The 17822-nt window shown below is 37.7% G+C and carries 15 protein-coding genes; 9 read left to right on the plus strand and 6 right to left on the minus strand.

What is annotated here, in order from left to right; translation table 11 throughout:
• Positions 1–18 precede the first annotated feature (18 nt).
• From CWS31_RS01050 to tldD, 8 genes are all read left to right on the plus strand, one after another.
• Positions 19–1062 (plus strand): rod shape-determining protein, encoded by a 1044-nt coding sequence (locus CWS31_RS01050; protein ID WP_101343301.1) that lies wholly within the window; start codon positions 19–21, stop codon positions 1060–1062.
• 202 nt (positions 1063–1264) lie between these two features.
• Entirely contained in the window at positions 1265–2167 is a 903-nt protein-coding gene (mreC, locus tag CWS31_RS01055) for a rod shape-determining protein MreC (RefSeq protein WP_101343302.1), read from the plus strand.
• A complete protein-coding gene (gene mreD, locus CWS31_RS01060) occupies positions 2157–2636 on the plus strand; it encodes a rod shape-determining protein MreD (RefSeq protein ID WP_101343303.1) in 480 nt (159 codons plus the stop codon). Before mreC ends, mreD begins: the two co-directional genes overlap by 11 nt.
• 47 nt (positions 2637–2683) lie before the next feature.
• A complete protein-coding gene (locus CWS31_RS01065; protein ID WP_101343304.1) occupies positions 2684–3310 on the plus strand; it encodes a Maf family protein in 627 nt (208 codons plus the stop codon).
• Positions 3311–3366: 56 nt separating this feature from the next.
• Entirely contained in the window at positions 3367–4824 is a 1458-nt protein-coding gene (rng, locus tag CWS31_RS01070) for a ribonuclease G (RefSeq protein WP_101343305.1), read from the plus strand.
• Between the two features lie 64 nt (positions 4825–4888).
• Positions 4889–8995, plus strand: a complete 4107-nt coding sequence (locus tag CWS31_RS01075) for a YhdP family protein (protein WP_101343306.1) — start codon at positions 4889–4891, stop codon at positions 8993–8995.
• Positions 8988–9908 (plus strand): carbon-nitrogen hydrolase family protein, encoded by a 921-nt coding sequence (locus CWS31_RS01080; protein ID WP_246143253.1) that lies wholly within the window; start codon positions 8988–8990, stop codon positions 9906–9908. Before CWS31_RS01075 ends, CWS31_RS01080 begins: the two co-directional genes overlap by 8 nt.
• 136 nt (positions 9909–10044) lie before the next feature.
• The gene (tldD, locus tag CWS31_RS01085) at positions 10045–11490 is read left to right on the plus strand and encodes a metalloprotease TldD (RefSeq protein WP_101343308.1); all 1446 of its coding nucleotides are present in this window, start codon (positions 10045–10047) and stop codon (positions 11488–11490) included.
• Between the two features lie 149 nt (positions 11491–11639).
• On the opposite strand, the gene yjgA is transcribed toward tldD, so the two are convergent.
• On the minus strand, positions 11640–12155 hold the full coding sequence (yjgA, locus tag CWS31_RS01090; RefSeq protein WP_101343728.1) for a ribosome biogenesis factor YjgA: 516 nt from the start codon (positions 12153–12155) through the stop codon (positions 11640–11642).
• A gap of 212 nt (positions 12156–12367) precedes the next feature.
• On the opposite strand from yjgA, the gene pmbA reads away from it, so the two are divergent.
• On the plus strand, positions 12368–13729 hold the full coding sequence (gene pmbA, locus CWS31_RS01095) for a metalloprotease PmbA (RefSeq protein WP_101343309.1): 1362 nt from the start codon (positions 12368–12370) through the stop codon (positions 13727–13729).
• A 152-nt stretch (positions 13730–13881) separates the two neighbouring features.
• Here pmbA and mgtE read toward each other — a convergent pair whose 3' ends face one another.
• The 5 genes from mgtE to hpf form a co-directional block, all read right to left on the minus strand.
• Entirely contained in the window at positions 13882–15240 is a 1359-nt protein-coding gene (mgtE, locus tag CWS31_RS01100) for a magnesium transporter (RefSeq protein ID WP_101343310.1), read from the minus strand.
• Between the two features lie 380 nt (positions 15241–15620).
• A complete protein-coding gene (locus CWS31_RS01105) occupies positions 15621–15896 on the minus strand; it encodes an HPr family phosphocarrier protein (protein ID WP_101343311.1) in 276 nt (91 codons plus the stop codon).
• A gap of 11 nt (positions 15897–15907) precedes the next feature.
• Entirely contained in the window at positions 15908–16762 is an 855-nt protein-coding gene (gene rapZ, locus CWS31_RS01110) for an RNase adapter RapZ (RefSeq protein ID WP_101343312.1), read from the minus strand.
• Between the two features lie 182 nt (positions 16763–16944).
• Positions 16945–17397, minus strand: a complete 453-nt coding sequence (gene ptsN / locus CWS31_RS01115) for a PTS IIA-like nitrogen regulatory protein PtsN (RefSeq protein WP_101343313.1) — start codon at positions 17395–17397, stop codon at positions 16945–16947.
• Between the two features lie 118 nt (positions 17398–17515).
• Positions 17516–17803 (minus strand): ribosome hibernation-promoting factor, HPF/YfiA family, encoded by a 288-nt coding sequence (hpf, locus tag CWS31_RS01120; RefSeq protein WP_101343314.1) that lies wholly within the window; start codon positions 17801–17803, stop codon positions 17516–17518.
• Between the last annotated feature and the right edge of the window lie 19 nt (positions 17804–17822).

Genomic DNA, 17822 nt, shown 5'->3' on the forward strand with positions numbered 1-17822 from the left:
TACAGGACATTTTTAGCTATGTTTAAAAAAATACGCGGCATGTTTTCTAACGATCTTTCTATCGATTTAGGTACCGCCAATACACTTATTTATGTAAAAGACCAAGGTATTGTATTAAACGAGCCTTCTGTAGTGGCTATTCGCCAAGATCGCTCAGGCGGCTCTAAAAGTGTTGCTGCAGTAGGTGCTGCAGCAAAAGCAATGCTTGGTAGAACACCAGGTAATATTGAAGCCATTCGCCCAATGAAAGACGGTGTAATTGCTAACTTTTTTGTTACTGAAAAAATGCTTCAGCATTTTATTAAGCAAGTACATAGCAATAATTTTTTACGCCCAAGCCCAAGAGTGCTGGTATGTGTTCCTTGTGGTTCTACCCAAGTTGAACGCCGTGCGATTCGTGAATCAGCTCTAGGTGCTGGCGCACGTGAAGTATACTTAATTGATGAGCCTATGGCTGCAGCTATTGGTGCAGGTATGCCAGTATCTGAAGCAACAGGCTCAATGGTTGTGGATATAGGTGGTGGTACTACTGAAGTTGGTATTATTTCACTTAACGGTGTAGTTTATTCTTCATCGGTACGTATAGGTGGTGATAAGTTTGACGAAGCGATTATTAATTACGTTCGTCGTAATTTTGGTAGTTTAATTGGTGAGGCAACCGCTGAGCGTATTAAACATGAAATTGGTTCAGCTTACCCTGGCGAAGAGCTTATTGAAATTGAAGTGCGTGGTCGTAACCTTGCTGAAGGTGTTCCACGTAGCTTTACCTTAAACAGTAATGAAATTCTTGAAGCATTACAAGAGCCATTAACCGGTATTGTAAGTGCTATTATGGTGGCATTAGAGCAATCGCCACCAGAACTAGCATCTGATATTTCAGAGCGCGGTATGGTGTTAACAGGCGGTGGTGCTTTATTAAAAGACCTTGACCGCTTGTTAATGGAAGAAACCGGTATTCCGGTTGTGGTTGCTGATGATCCATTAACCTGTGTTGCTCGTGGCGGCGGTAAAGCCTTAGAGATGATTGACATGCATGGTGGCGATTTATTTTCTTACGAATAAAATTAATATTTATTGTTATATGGCTCAATTACGGCGTGAAATAGTCCTCATTGACTAGCGTCAACTCCGTATTTTTTCTTTGTACTTGAGTCAAATATCTGCGAAAAAGTTTCCGTTAGTTATACTTAATTAACTAACTATCTCTTTCTCAACGTTATTTATATGGTTTATAACCATGATTTTTACCGCATAACTGGCTTTTATGAACCCAATCTTTAATCAAGGCACTTCTCCAGGGCAACGACTCATCTTGTTGCTAATTTGCTCTGCGGCTTTGATTTTCTTTGACCATAAAATGGGTAGCTTTGAAACTGCCCGTGGTTATTTACAGTCCCTAGTTAGCCCTTTGCAGTACGTAGCAAATGTACCAAAACAAATGATGACGTGGGCTTCTGAAAACTTAGTTACTCGCCAAAAGCTCATGAAAGAAAATCAAGACTTTCGCGTCAATGAGCTTTTCTTTCACGAACAAGCAATGCAATTAAGTATCCTTCGTCAAGAAAATGAACGCTTACGCTTATTGTTATCTTCCCCTGTGAGCGGTGAAAATAAAAAAATGTTCGCTGAAATATTATCGGTTGATAGTGATCCCTATTCACATCAAGTGGTAATAGACCGTGGCGCTAATGACGGCGTTTACGAAGGTCAACCCGTACTTGATGAAAAAGGTATTGTTGGGCAAATATTACACGTAGGTGCAAGCAACTCTAGAGTTTTGTTAATTAGTGATACTTCACATGCTATTCCTGTAAGAGTACAACGCAATGGCTTAAGACTTATTGCCACAGGTAGTGGTCAAATAGATAGGCTTGTTCACAACTTTGTTCCTCATAGTGCCGATATTAAAGAGGGAGACTTACTGGTAACCTCTGGTCTTGGTAGTAAGTTTCCCGAAGGCTATCCCGTTTCACGTGTGGTACTAGTACTCGCAGACGAGTCTCGAGAATTTGCGGTTGTCCACAGTCAACCTGTCGCTCAAATAGACAGGTTGCGCTATATTTTGCTGCTTTCGAAAGAGAAAGCGTTAAAAGACACATCACTTACTAACAATAAAAAAACTAAAAAGAGTACTAAGAAAGTAGTAGGTAAAACGAATGTTCAGTAACAATGGCGTTATAATATTACTCACTTTACTTATCGCTTTAATTGCGACTATTACACCCATGCCATTAGGTGTTGATGCATTTCGCCCAGATTGGGTACTTATTATCTTAGTTTATTGGTGTTTAGCTTTACCGAATAAAATTAATATTATTACAGCTTGGGTGATGGGCTTTATTCTTGATGTGTTACTTGGCTCAGTATTAGGTGTACATGCCTGCGCCATGGCGTTATCAATTTATATTGTTGTTGTTAACTTTCAAAAAATTAGAAACTTTTCTGTATCTCAACAAGCACTAATCATTGGCGTACTCTCTGCACTGTATCATCTTGTCGTTTTTTGGTTACAGCGCTTCTTAAATGATGCAGTATTCTTACCTAATTACTTATATCCAGTAATAACCTCAATTATATTGTGGCCTTGGTTATTTTTATTATTGCGTAGAGTACGTAGACATTTTCAAATCAAATAATACAAGGTTACTAATCAACCAATACCATAACCGCAACAAGAGTATTTATGAATGATGTAATCGCTAATCAAGCAAAGCCAAAATTAATACTCGCCTCACAATCACCTAGACGAAAAGCCTTGTTAGCGCAGCTTGGTTTTGAATTTTCGATACAGGCGAGTGATATTGATGAAACTGTTATCGCTAACGAAATAGCGTATGATTATGTACTACGTTTAGCAAAGCAAAAAGCACAACACATTTTTAATTTATTACCTAAAAATGAACAAGCAAACAGCTTCGTTCTAGGCTCTGATACAAGTGTAGTATTTAACGGTCATATTTTAGGTAAACCAGAAAGTGAAGCCGATTGCATTAAAACACTTTCTCTGTTGTCTAATAATCAACATCAAGTTTTAACGGCAATTGCGTTAGTTGGAAAATCGTTTGTTAAAGGTGAAGTTGTCACCACAAATGTTGATTTTAAAATGCTTTCTCAAGCAGAAATTTCAGCTTACTGGTTAACTGGCGAGCCTCAAGACAAGGCGGGTAGTTATGGTATTCAAGGTATTGCAGGGCAGTTTGTTAAAAATATTAATGGTAGTTACTCCGCAGTCGTCGGCTTACCTTTGTATGAAACAGCAAAATTATTAACTGAAGCGGGTTTTGTTGGCGCTATCAAGTGTGTTAATTAAAACCTGAAAATTAATACCTGACCAATATATAAAAATTAAGTGAAGGAAGGCTAATTATGAGCGCCGAGTTATTAATTAATGTTACCCCAAGTGAAACGCGTGTTGCTTTGGTTGAAAATGGTTCATTACAGGAAGTACACATTCAACGAGAAGCGAAACGAGGCATTGTTGGAAATATTTACCTCGGCAAAATAATTCGTGTTTTACCCGGTATGCAAGCGGCCTTTGTTGACATTAAATTAGACAAAGCCGCATTTCTTCATGCTTCAGATATTAAAAGTAAACTGATTTTAAAAGAAGATTCAGACCAAGTTGCCGATATTCGTTCTTTAGTACACGAAGGGCAGTATATTATGGTGCAAGTGGTAAAAGACCCGCTGGGTACCAAAGGCGCACGCTTAACAACAGACATAACCGTTGCGTCTCGTTATTTAGTATTAATGCCACACGCAACCCATGCAGGAATTTCACTGCGAATTGAAGATGAGCAAGAGCGTGACCGATTAAAGAAAATCGTTGGTCCATACTGCGACGAAGAACAAGGCTTTATTGTTCGTACTGCAGGTGAAGGTGCGGGTGAAATAGAGCTACAACATGATGCCGAGTTTTTACGTCGGGTATGGCAAAAAGTACTTAAGCGTAAACAACGTAAACAAACGAAATTACCGCTTTATCAAGATTTATCATTATCTTTTCGTGTGTTAAGAGACTTTGTTGGTATCGACATTGAGAGAATTAGGGTTGATTCAAAATTAGCCTATCAAGAGCTTGCAGTGTTCACCGAAGAGTTCATTCCTGAATTAACCCCTTCATTAGAATATTACCCTGGTGAGCGACCGATCTTTGATTTGTTTTCTGCAGAGCAAGAAATTCAACGCGCATTGCATCGTAAAATAGAACTAAAATCTGGCGGTTATTTGATTATTGATCAAACTGAAGCTATGACTACTATTGATATAAACACGGGAGCATTCGTAGGTCATCGAAATCTGGAAGATACTATTTTCAGTACCAATATTGAAGCAACCCAAGTGATTGCCAGACAGCTAAGACTAAGAAACTTAGGTGGTATCATCATTGTCGATTTTATTGATATGCATAATGACGACCATAAACGTCGAGTGTTAAATAGCCTTGATATGGCGATGAGCAAAGATAAAGTTAAATATAGCCTGCACGGTTTCTCAGCGCTAGGCTTGGTTGAGATGACACGTCAACGTACTCGTGAAAGCTTAGAGCATATTTTATGCGGCGAATGTCCTTTGTGCTCAGGACGAGGTCATTTAAAAACAGCTGAAACAGTTTGCTTTGAGATATTAAGAGAAATAGTGCGTGTTAATCGTGCTCACGATGCCGATAAGTTCATTGTTTATGCCTCAACTGCGGTTTGTGACTTTTTACAAGAAGATGAATGCCATAATTTAGCGGAAGTTGAAGTTTTTATTGGTAAGTTAATTAAAGTAAAAGCTGAACCCATGTATAATCAGGAACAATTTGACGTAGTTATGATGTAAGTAAATAACCGCTTACTTCTTTACCTAATCACACTATCCCTAAGATAGGATATTTTCAGCTTTAATGAATATTGTAAGCACTTCTAACCGTTGGTTAAATTACCTTTATAAAACAGTTGCCATTTTATTGGTGCTGTTAGCGGTAGCCATTAGTGCTTTTCGTTTATTCCTACCTTATGTTCATCATTATCAACTACCTCTACAAAATTACCTTAATGAACAAGCAAACACTGATATAACGATTGGTGCATTAAGTATGACATGGCAAGGTTTTGGTCCAAGTCTCGTGATAGGTGATGTACAAATTGTTGATACAGAAAATGCGTCAGTCTTTATTAAGCAGATTGAGCTGCAGATCGACTTTTGGCAAAGTCTTACACAACAAAACCTTATTTCTAAAAATTTAATAATTTCGGAAGCCTCTATCGATGTTAATGAACAATTGTGGTCGGCAGACTCACCCGATGATAGTCAAGCCAATGAAAACATGGTCGACGATGAAGCTAACGATATAGATTTAATTAGCGACGTATTTTTAAATCAGATAAAACGCTTCTCGATTTTGAATAGTCATGTGATCGTACGTAATGAAAGTATAGCGCGTAAGGTACGAGTCAATAAATTGCATTGGGTTAATCGTGGACGTCGACATCAAGCTCAAGGCAGCGTTGTTTTAAATGAATTAAGCTCGAATAATTTGACGCTAAGTATTGATCTACAAGGTAGAAAAATAACAAACCTTACCGGGCAAGCTTATTTGCAAGCCAACCACATCGATATTACTCCTTGGTTAGATAGTATTTTAGTTTTAGAAGATGATAAAACCAAAACGGATATTAATTTTTCGGCTTGGTTAGATGTTAATAAAAGTAATGTAAATCGTTTAAATATAAATTTCACTGACAGTAATATAGCTTGGTTTTATCAAGATAAAAAGCAGCAACTTGTTTTGGAAAAAGGGCAAGTTTTATTAGTAAAAGGTAAAGCTGAAGGTAATTTTAACCTTTATAGTACGCCATTAACGCTCAAATTTAATGAACATCCTGCCCAACATTTTACTACTATGCTATCTAAAAAGGCGGATGATTTTTCTTTACACGTTTCTGAAATAGACGCGGCTATGCTTGCTCAACTAGCACCGTTAATTATTGAAAATGAAGAAACACGAGAATTACTCTCAACCATGGCCATAACAGGCAAGGTTGAAGATTTATATATTCGCAATGATAAAGAGCAACTACAGGCTATTGCAAACTTTACAAATTTCAACACTCACTTTAGCCATGGAATTCCCGGTTTAGAAAACGCTTCAGGCCAGTTAAGTTTTGTTGATAATTTTTTAGCAATCGACTTTGCTGCTAATGACGGGCATTTGGATTTTGACACATTATTTGTTCAAGCATTTCCTTATGACAGTTTAACAGGCAAATTGAATGTTGCTTTTGCTAGTGATGGTTGGGCGTTATCGGTTGAGCGATTAAGCTTTTTATCTAAAGAAGTTAATCTCTCAGCACAGGTTAATGTTGAAGCACCTACTGATGGCGAAGTTAATTTAGCACTACTGGCCAATGTTAGTAATGGTAATGCAGGTTTAGTCGGGCGATATTTACCTTTGCCAATTATGAGTGAAAGTTTAGTTGAATACTTAAATAATGCCATTGTTTCTGGGCGTATTGAAGATGGGCAAGTATTAATTAACGGTCCCATCGGTAACTTCCCTTTTACTGATGGTAGTGGAATCTTTGTCGTTGATGCAGAATTAAGTAAAGCGGAATTTAAGTTTGTTGAGCATTGGCCTGCAATTAATGACCTTATCGCCAATTTAAACTTCACTAATAATTCAATGGTCATTACTGGTCGTGGTGGTTCATTAACGGGGCTAGATGTTACTGGTTTTGAAGCGGCAATAGCTGATTTGTCAGGTGAGTCAATTTTAACGGTAGATGCTGAAATAACGCCAACCGACTCTCGTAATATTGGTCGCTTAATGGATCAAAGTCCACTCAAAGATAGTGTAGGTAGCGCCTTAGCGTACTTACAAATCACAGGTGAAGTCAGTGGCTATTTCAATTTGAACTTACCCTTAGATGACAGTGAATTAGGTTTGGCAACCGGGAATATATTATTTAATAATAATCAGCTTGCTCTACAATCACCACAGTTAAACTTTAGTGAGGTAAAAGGGCAATTAAATTTTGCCAACGATGTTATTGATACCAAAAATTTGCAGTTGATTTGGCAAGGTTTACCACTTGAAGTAGCCGTGACTGGTAACGACAGTGAAAATTACTATCACACTAACATTAAATTAAACGCTAACTGGCAACAAGCACAGTGGTTACCTCATGTACCACCAACATTACGTAGTTATATTCAAGGTGAATTACCGTTGCAAGGGGAAATATCCTTGTATCAACATCATGATGATGGCTTTTCATATGATGCCAATATTCACTCGGATTTAACCAATACCCAGTTGTTACTTCCGCCCCCTTATGAACGCAATAACAAACATATAAGCATGCTCGACATTGTTATTAAAGGCGAGTCTGAACAGTCTGAAATTGTGTTAGATTATGGCGAAAACCTCCATTTTACTGGTTTGTTAAACCATGAGAATACTGCTTTTACTCGTGCTAACCTAATGTTAGGTGAAGGCAGCATGGCGTTGCCAAATGATGGGTTTCATATTACTACTAAACTTGAATACGTTGATTTTGCACAGTGGCAAGCCTTAATTAGTGACGTTCTTGATAGTAATGCCCAATCTTCAGCGGAAGTTGAACAAGAAAACGTAACCCCATTACTTGCAAAGCCGAGTCGTATTAGAGGCTCTGTTGGGCAATTAAAAATTCTTAACCAAGAACTTAATAATGTCACATTTAATTTATTACAAAAGTCAGAGTGGCAGTTGTTACAGCTTGATTCGACAGAAACGCGTAGTCAAATAAAAATATACCCAGATTGGTTAGAACAAGGTTTAGCAATCAATGCCGAATTTTTAAAGCTACCATCAAGTACAAAAACAGCTGACACTAGTAATGAGCTAGTGGTTAATGTAAATCAACAAGGTAATACGGTAATGATTACCGATACTTTACCGAATCAACCTTTTGATATTCAACAAATTGGTCCCCAACAAGTACCATTAATAAACAAAACTGAAAATGATCTTATTTTTGCCAATATCCCACCTATCACTTTTCATTGTGATAGTTGCAGTATTGGCTTGCTTGACTTAGGTGTTGTTGATTTTAACGTTGAACGAACTAATGCACAGACTATTGAGTTTAATAATTTCACTGCTGAACGTAATAAAACAAAATTAAGCTTAAGCGGTCGATGGTTTAATACTGCAGAAGAGTCAACTACTTCGCTAACAGGTAATTTAGACGTTAACGATGTAGAAGATGAGCTTAAAGCCATGGACTATGAGTCAATTATAAAAGATAGTGGCGCTAAAATTGCGTTTAACCTTAGTTGGCCAGGTGGCATGCATGATTTTGACGTTAAGCAATTAGATGGCAGTATCAAAGGTCGACTTGATGATGGCTATTTAGCGGAAGTTAGTGATAAAGCAAGAATTTTTTCAGTCCTGAGTTTGCAGTCCTTGGTGCGTAAGTTAACCCTAGATTTTCGTGATATATTTAGTGACGGTATGTTCTATAGTAGTATTCAAGGTGATTATCACTTAGAAGAAGGACTAGTTACCACACACAATACCGAGCTAAATGGTACCGCAGGTAACTTATTTATGACAGGACACACTAATTTAATCTCGGGCGAGCTTGATTACGATATGTCGTATAAACCTAACTTAACGTCAAGTTTGCCGGTGCTTGCTTGGATAGCAACGTTAAACCCGGTAACTTTCCTGGCTGGAGTTGCTATTGATCAAGTTATAAAGTCACAGGTTGTTTCCGAATTTAATTTTAAACTGACTGGCACTATAGATTCTCCTGATTTTAAAGAAGTTGATAGAAAAAGTAAGAGTGTGAGTGTTGATACTACTTTGCCTATTGAAGTTGATACACAAGGCAGCTTAAAAAGTCCGCTGCCAAAATCTTTAATAACAGAGCCTATTAAGCCTTTAATAGAAAATAATACTCTAGAATTAATACCGCCAACTAAATCGACTAAGCCGGCTAATGAGGAGAGCACTGTTGAGTAAATCTAAATGCAAACTTAAGTTAAGCGCGATACAGTTAACTTCTGCAGCTGATGTTGCCAGTAACTTAGCAACAATAGCAGATACTTTAGAAAAAATTACTAGCGCTACTTATGAAGAGGCGGGTAATGATATTCAACATTTAGTGGTGTTACCTGAATGTTGCTTATATTTTGGCGGTAAAGAAAGTGATCAATTAACATTAGCTAAGAGCACAACCTCGACCGCTGAACATGATGATAAAACACAGCACTTAAAGGTAAAACAGCGTAGTTCTTCACTGAGCTTAGCGTTGGGTGCGTTAGCCAAAAAATACGCAGTATACTTAGTAGCGGGCACAATCCCTATTTTATCCGAGTCAGAAGAAAAATTTACTAACAGCAGCTGTATATTTAATCCTAATGGTGAGTTAATAGGACAATACGATAAAATACATCTGTTTGATGTTACCGTAAGTGATAACACTAAAAGCTATTGCGAATCGCGTTTTACACAAGCAGGCGATGCTATTAAAGTCATTAAAACACCTTTAGCAAATATCGGTTTATCAGTTTGTTTTGATTTACGCTTTCCAAGTTTATTTCAACAATTAACGCAGTTCGGGGCTGATATAATTACCATACCCAGTGCTTTTACTAAAGTAACGGGCAAAGCTCATTGGCAAACTTTACTTCAGGCGAGAGCAATTGAAAACCAAGTGTATATCATCGCTGCAGGGCAAGAAGGCGTACATGAAAATGGCCGAGAAACCTGGGGGCATTCGATGATAATTAACCCTTGGGGCGAAATAGAACAAATTATCGAAACAGGTGTTGGTTATATTACTGTTGATTATCAGCCGCAAGAGACAACACGTATACGTAATAGTATGCCATTGAAAACACCGTTTATTACCACATTAACTGAAGCTCAATAACAACTTTTAAGTTGTTGTAGAAAAGGCTTCTGAACATATCGCAGAATGAATGATCGCCATAGGTCGAATTAAGTAAATGACCATCATTTTATTCTAATTAAGAACAGTACAAAACGAAAAGTAGAGCGCAGAGCAAATGAATAGTGTTGAAAAATCTTTATTAAGTGATAGTCATATTGATGATGAAATATTATCAAAAACCTTAAAAAGCATGATGAGCCGTCAAGTTGACTATGCTGATTTATACTTTCAAGCAAGTCAGCATGAAACCTGGGTTTTAGAAGATGGAATTGTTAAAGAAGGCTCATACAATATTGAACGCGGTGTTGGCGTGAGAGCTATCTCAGGTGAGAAAACAGGTTTTGCTTATTCTGATGATATAACCCCAGCGGCTTTACAACAAGCAGCCGATGCAGCAAAAGGCATTGCCGACAGTGGCACAGGCGCAACGGTTAAAGCCTTTAGTCGCCAATCACCTATTCAAATTTACCAGTCAGTTGAGCCGCTTGGTAGTTTAACACAAGAGCAAAAAATAGATTTGTTACATCAAGTTGAGGCACACGCACGCCAAGTTGATAGCCGAGTTACACAAGTTATTGCAAGTTTATCAGGTGTATACGAAACCGTATTAGTAAGCGCCAGTGACGGTACCTATGGCACCGATATTCGTCCATTAGTAAGACTTAATTGCTCGGTATTAGTTGAAGAAAATGGCAAACGTGAGCGCGCAAGTGCTGGCGGTGGTGCTCGTACCGATTATAGTTATTTTTTTGAAGTGGAAACGGGCGATAACAAGGCGCGCTACTTGGCTTATGCTGAAGAAGCTGTTCGCCAAGCATTAGTAAATTTAGTAGCAATTGAAGCACCTGCAGGTACATTCCCTGTGGTATTAGGTGCAGGTTGGCCGGGCGTATTATTGCACGAAGCTGTAGGTCATGGTTTAGAAGGTGATTTTAACCGTAAAGGCTCTTCAGCATTTTCAGGTAAAGTAGGGCAACAAGTTGCTTCAGAGCTTTGTACTATTGTAGATGATGGTACTTTACCTAACCGACGTGGCTCAATATCTATTGATGATGAAGGTACGCCAGGTCAGTACAATGTGCTGATTGAAAAGGGTATTTTAAAAGGTTACATGCAAGACAAGCACAACGCAGGTTTAATGGGGGTTAACCCAACGGGTAATGGCCGTCGTGAATCTTATGCTCACTTACCTATGCCGCGCATGACTAATACTTATATGTTAGCAGGCGAATCTAGCCCAGAAGATATTATTAAGTCAGTTAAAAAAGGTATTTATGCCCCTAATTTTGCTGGCGGACAGGTTGATATAACTTCAGGTAAATTTGTATTTACTAGCTCTGAAGCTTATTTAATTGAAGATGGTGAAATTACGACACCAGTTAAAGGGGCTACCTTAATTGGCAATGGTCCTGAAGCAATGAAACGCATAAGTATGGTTGGTAATGACTTAAAACTTGATGGTGGCGTTGGCGTGTGCGGTAAAGACGGACAAAGCATCCCGGTTGGTGTTGGTCAACCTACATTAAAAGTTGATGGTATGACTGTTGGTGGTACACAGTAATATTGCTTAGAAAAACACTTCAGTAGATTTAACTAAAAAAGGATATAACCAGCTTGAAATATGCTGATTATATCCTTTTTGTTTTCTCTAATACTAATTGAAAATGATTGATTCATTATTACAATTAGTACAATACGTTATTTTTTGAGTTAAGCATTTTCTTTTAGGTAAGTGAATAAATTCTTATAGTGCTTACCAAGCTTTTCTGCTTTTACTTCTTTCGCAGCATGGCGAATTAACTGTTTAATTTTTTGACGCTCAATACTTGGAAACTCAACAATTAATGCTTCAACAGCATCATTACCTTGTGCAATTAATTCATCTCTTATCACTTCAAGACGAACAAATTTGGCTGTTTCTTGTTGGTGTTTATTCGCCATAACTTCGATAGCGTGGTGAATTGGCTCAAGATCGGTTTCTAATAAAATTTTTGCAGTATGACGAATGTGACGACGCAATGCTTCATGCTTGTTTCTGATTTTGTCAGCAACAACCATAGCATCTTTTAAGTCATCACTTAATGGTAAACGACTACGTTGATGCTTAGACATTTCAATAATACTTTGCGCAAAATCTTGTAATTGATGCATCTCACGCTTTATTTCGGTTTTACTTTTTAACTCTTCTTCTAAAGATTCGTCGATATCGTTGGCTGACTGGGGCATAATAATGTCTAATAGCATGTTAAAATAAATAATAATTACGTTTATTATACCACTAATTTTAAAATATTCTAAGTTGCCGATTTATACCAAGCGAAATAATTTTTCGAAGATGAAAATAATTGATAGTTCACGCCTCAATATACTTTAATTCTATTTCGCTAAAAGACGCACTAGCCTTGTTACTCCTTATTAAAGAGAAAGTAGAAACCAATATGACCCTAACCTCTAAATCGCATGATCCTATTATTAACCAACTCAACGAAGTTAAAGAACGTGTTGCTAAAGTACTTGAATTAGCTAAATCACTTGGCGCTGATGGCGCAGAAGTAGCGATGAGTCGCCAACAAGGCTTAAGTGTTAGTACGCGCATGGGGGAAGTAGAAAATGTTGAGTTTACTAATGATGGTGGTTTAGGTATCACGGTTTATCGTGAAGGTCGTAAAGGGAGTGCATCAACCGCTGATTTATCTGAACAAGCGCTAACTAAAGCGGTTACCGCGGCAGTGAATATTGCCAAATACACTTCAGTAGATGATTGCTCAGGTCTAGCCGATAAATCTTTACTGGCAATGAATCCAAAAGATTTAGATTTATATCATCCACATGAGATTTCTACACAACAAGCCATTGAACTGGCGAAAAACTGTGAAGAAAGTGCATTAAGCGTAGATATTCGAGCAGGTCAGTCTGACGGTGCGAGCTTTGATACATTTGCAGGTTTTAAAGTATACGGCAATAGTAACGGCCAGTTAGTGGGTTACCCAAGTACTCGTCATAGTTTAAGTTGTGTAATGATTGCTAACGATGGCGATGACATGGAACGTGATTATGCTTATACGGTAGATCGCGAGTTTAATTTATTGGAAAGCGCTGAAAGTGTTGGCAGACAAGCCGCCAAAGAAGTGCTTTCTAGACTACAGCCACAAACTATTGCCACCGGTAAAGTACCTGTTTTATTCAGAGCCGACATTGCTAATACTATTTGGGGACATTTTGTTTCTGCAATTAGTGGCGGTAACTTATACCGTAAATCTTCTTTTTTACTTGATGCTATCGGCAAAGATGTGTTTCCTAAATTTTTAAATATTAGTGAAAGACCACATATTGCCAAAGCACTCGCTAGTAGTGCATTTGATAGCGAAGGAGTATTAACCCAAGACCGTGAAATTATAACGCAAGGTGCTTTGCAAACGTATTTATTAACCAGTTATTCAGCACGTAAATTAGGTTTAACCACTACTGGGCATGCTGGTGGCATTCATAACTGGTTAGTAGAAGCACAAGGCCATGACGGCAGTTTTGATGCGATGTTAAAAACCTTAGGTACAGGTTTATTAGTAACAGAATTAATGGGTCAAGGCGTTAATGTTGTTAATGGTGATTATTCACGTGGCGCAGCGGGTTTTTGGGTTGAAAATGGTGAAATTGCTTACCCAGTAAGTGAAATAACTATTGCAGGTAATTTAGCGCAAATGTTTAAAGGTATTGTTGCAGTTGGTAGTGATGTAGAAAAGCGCGGTAGTATTAGAACAGGTTCAATTTTGATTGATGAAATGCAAGTAGCAGGGCATTAGTTTAGATACGATTAAATATGTTTTAAATTGTCTAAATTGAATTAGGCTCAAGTCTGAAAGATCAACAGACCTAATATTAATTAAAAAGGCGTTAATCAATAACACATTGATTAACGCCTTTTAGTATATAGGTATTTGATACTTATTGTCTTTTAAGTAAGCAATAAGGTCGCAGTACCTAAGAATGCGAAAATACCTACTACATCAGTAACGGTTGTTAAAATAACACTACCAGCAAGGGCAGGGTCTATTTTAAGGCGTTTAAGTAATAATGGAATACTTACACCGGCAAGTCCTGCCGCAGTCATGTTCATCAACATAGCAAAAGCAATAACAGCGCCTAGCATTATATCTTGCTTCCAAATGGCGACAAAGGTGGCAATTAAGGTTGCCCAAATAATCCCGTTTAAAAAACCGATAGCCACTTCCTTAGTAAGTAATGCGCGAGCGTTACTGCCACCTATATGCCCTAAAGCCATGCCGCGGATAACAAGTGTTAAGGTTTGATTACCCGCAACCCCGCCCATACTGGGTACTAATGAATTTAATACCGCTAATATTGCCAATTGTTGAAAAACCCCTTCAAACATACTGGTTACAGCAACAGCCATTAATGCGGTTACTAGGTTAACACCGAGCCACAATGAGCGTTGTTTGGTACTTTTAATTACCGGGGCAAAAGTATCAGCTTCGCCGTCTAAACCGGCCATACTCATCATTGAGTGCTCTGCATTTTCTCTAATTACATCGATAACATCATCAATAGTAATACGACCAAGCAAGTGACCAAACTCATCAATTACTGGGGCCGAAAACCAATCGTAACGTTCAAATAATTTGGCAACATCTTCTTCGCTCATGTCAGCTTGTACCGCTTCAATATCGGCATCAATCAAACTTGATACAATAACTTCGGCTTTTGCGGTAACTATTGCGGCAAGTGACACAGAACCAATAAACTTATTTTTTCGATCGACCACATAAAATGAGTCAGTAGCATCTGGTAACTGGCCTTTTAAGCGTAAATAACGTAAAACCACATCAACCGTCACTTCAGGGCGTAAGGTGATGGTATCGGTATTCATGATGCCACCGGCAGTATCTTCTTCATAAGACAAGGCGGTTTCGACTCGGCTACGATCAATCGAGTCCATAGAATTCAGTACTTCATTATAAATACTGTCTGGCAGGGTACGGAAAACTTCTGCTAAATCATCAATGTCCATGCCTTCGGCAACAGCTGCGAGCTTTTCAGGTCGCATACTTTTAAGGATACCTTTTCGGACTTCTTCGTTAAGCTCTTCGAGTACATCACCATGGAATTCGGGATCAATAAGTTGCCAAAGCACTTGACGACTTTTTGCGGTAGATGACTCTAATATTAGGGCTAGATCATAAGCAGGCATGTGTTGTAGTAATTTTCGTACATAGACGAACATACCACTGCCAAGTGCTTCATGAACTTGTTGTAGCCTTTTATGATTATATTCTTGTTCTGATACTTCAGGCATGACGACTCTGCTTCCTTAACCTCTTTTTTACGTGAGTAACACATAAATGGTAAAACCAAGAGATATTTGTAATGAAAAGAAAACAGCTTTCTTGAGAGAGTAGCTGATTATGAATTTATTTAACCTTAACCTTATTCAGATCTCAGGTTAATGCTAATCCGATTAAATACGTGATTATTTGTACTGGTTGAAACACCAAACTACTTCGTTATTAATTTAATAATTAGAATCAATAAATGTTTTGTATTTGGCTATTTTTCCTTCATATAGAAATAGATCACCTAATTCATGGAATTAGTATAATTTTATTTACTTTAAATTTTAATTGAACAATATAACTCGTACGAGCAAAGTCACTGTTAGTATTAATAGTGGCTAGCTTATTCTGCCTCGTCAAATTTATCAGAGATGAGTTGGCAAACTTCGGTTAACGCTAACTGAGCATCTTCACCTTGAGCGGTAATATTTACTACCTTACCTTGACCGCCAGCTAGCAACATTAAAGTCATGATACTACCCGCATCCGCTTTTTTTCCATCTAACTCGACAGTTATTTTTGCTGAAAACTTTTGACTAAGCTGCGCAAGTTTAGTTGCTGCTCTGGCGTGTAAACCGAGTTTATTACAAATAGTTACTTGTTGAGATATAGCTGTCATTGGCTCACTCACTAGGTTGATTGAATGTTAATATCGCGATGATGAGTTTGAATATCTTTGCGCTCTTTACGAAAGTTTTTAGCTAACATTTCAGCAATATAAACGGATCTATGTTTACCACCAGTACAACCGATAGCTATTGTAACATAACTGCGATTGTTTCGCTCTAAATGCGGTAACCAAGTCACCATAAAGCTATTGATTTGCCAGATGAATTTAGTAACTATAGCTTGGCTTCCTAGAAAGTCTTGTACTTCTTGATCAACGCCTGTTTTACCTTTTAATGAGTTTTCCCAGAAAGGATTAGGTAAAAATCTCGCATCGAATACGTAATCAGCATCAACAGGTATGCCATGTTTAAAACCAAAGGACTCAAACACCAATACCATAGAGCCGGTTTTTTTACCTAAAATACGCTCTCTAACAAGGTCTGCTAATTGGTGCGGGGTTAGTTGAGTAGTATTAATATATAAATCAGCTGTCGTTGAAATTGGCTCTAGTAATTTCTTTTCTAGCGCGATTGCTTGATCTAATGCCATGTTTTCGCGAATAAGAGGATGTAATCGGCGAGTTTCACTGAAACGGCGGATCAAATCTTTGTCATCGGCATCTAAAAACAGTGTGTTAACGTCTACTGCTTTAGGTAAATATGCAATGATCTCTGGAATATCTTGCGAGTCTTTAGGTAAGTTTCGAACATCTAAGCTTACTGCTACATTTTCATAATCATTAATAACAGTATGCGTTAAAGCAGGTAACAGATTGATTGGAATATTATCGACACAATAATAACCAAGATCTTCTAATACGCGTAACGCAACTGATTTACCCGATCCTGAGCGACCGCTGACAATGATTAATTTCATGTGTTATTTCCGAATACTTATGTGACTTTGCTTTTTAGGGCTTATTAAAGAGCTTATTTAAAATAGCGTTTCAGCACTATTTACATAAGGTATAAGCACTAATTTTCAAATACCAAGCTGAATACTAAAGATACTATGGACTAAATTCAGCCAGTTTACCTAACTGCTCTTATAATTAGTTATCAGTGAGCTTGTTGAATTAGATTGTAGAGTGATTGATCGTCATTACACTTGCGAACTTGTTTGATTATTTTTTTATCACTAAATAACTTAGCAATATTTTGCAATGTGTCGAGGTGCTCTTGACAGCTATCTTCGGGCACAAATAAAGCGATGAAAATATCTACGTCTCTATTATCTATAGCATCAAAATCAATAGCTTTCTCTGTAGTAACTAACACTGCGACAGCTTTACTTGCATTGGGTAAGCGACCATGGGGAATAGCAATGCCATTACCAATACCTGTGCTGCCCATTTTTTCTCTATCAAGCAAACTTGTTAATAAGTCATCTTCATCTATTTCAGTAACTTGCTGTGCAGCAAGTTGACAAATTTTTTCTAAAATACGTTTTTTACTTGTTACGTCTACATCACAACTAGTACAGCTGCTCGTTAATATTTCGGATAATTGCATAATGGTGTTTAGAAGAGTTATAGTTTTAGGCGCGCGTATATTCTAAATCATTTAGCTCAGCGCGCCTACTTTAAGATGCTTAAATTACGTTTAAAGCGTTTGGTGATGATAGGTCAGTTTAATGGTGAGCTATTTTGCCTTTATACTTAAGGATTTGCCTGTCTAATCTATCAACTAATGTATCGATTGAGGCATACATATCAGTATTTATACCTGATGCAAATACTTCACTACCGTTGATATGTACTGTCGCTTCGGCTTTTTGATCAAGCTTTTCTACGGTAAGTATTACATGAACATTATTAATGTGGTCAAAGTGTTTTTCTAATTTTGAGAACTTTGAATCTACATATTCGCGTAATGAGTTAGTTACTTCAACGTGATGTCCAGAAAGATTGATATTCATAGTATAATCCTTGTATTGT

It is taken from the genome of Colwellia echini, assembly GCF_002843355.2.
In the GTDB taxonomy this organism is placed as follows: Bacteria; Pseudomonadota; Gammaproteobacteria; order Enterobacterales; family Alteromonadaceae; genus Colwellia; species Colwellia echini.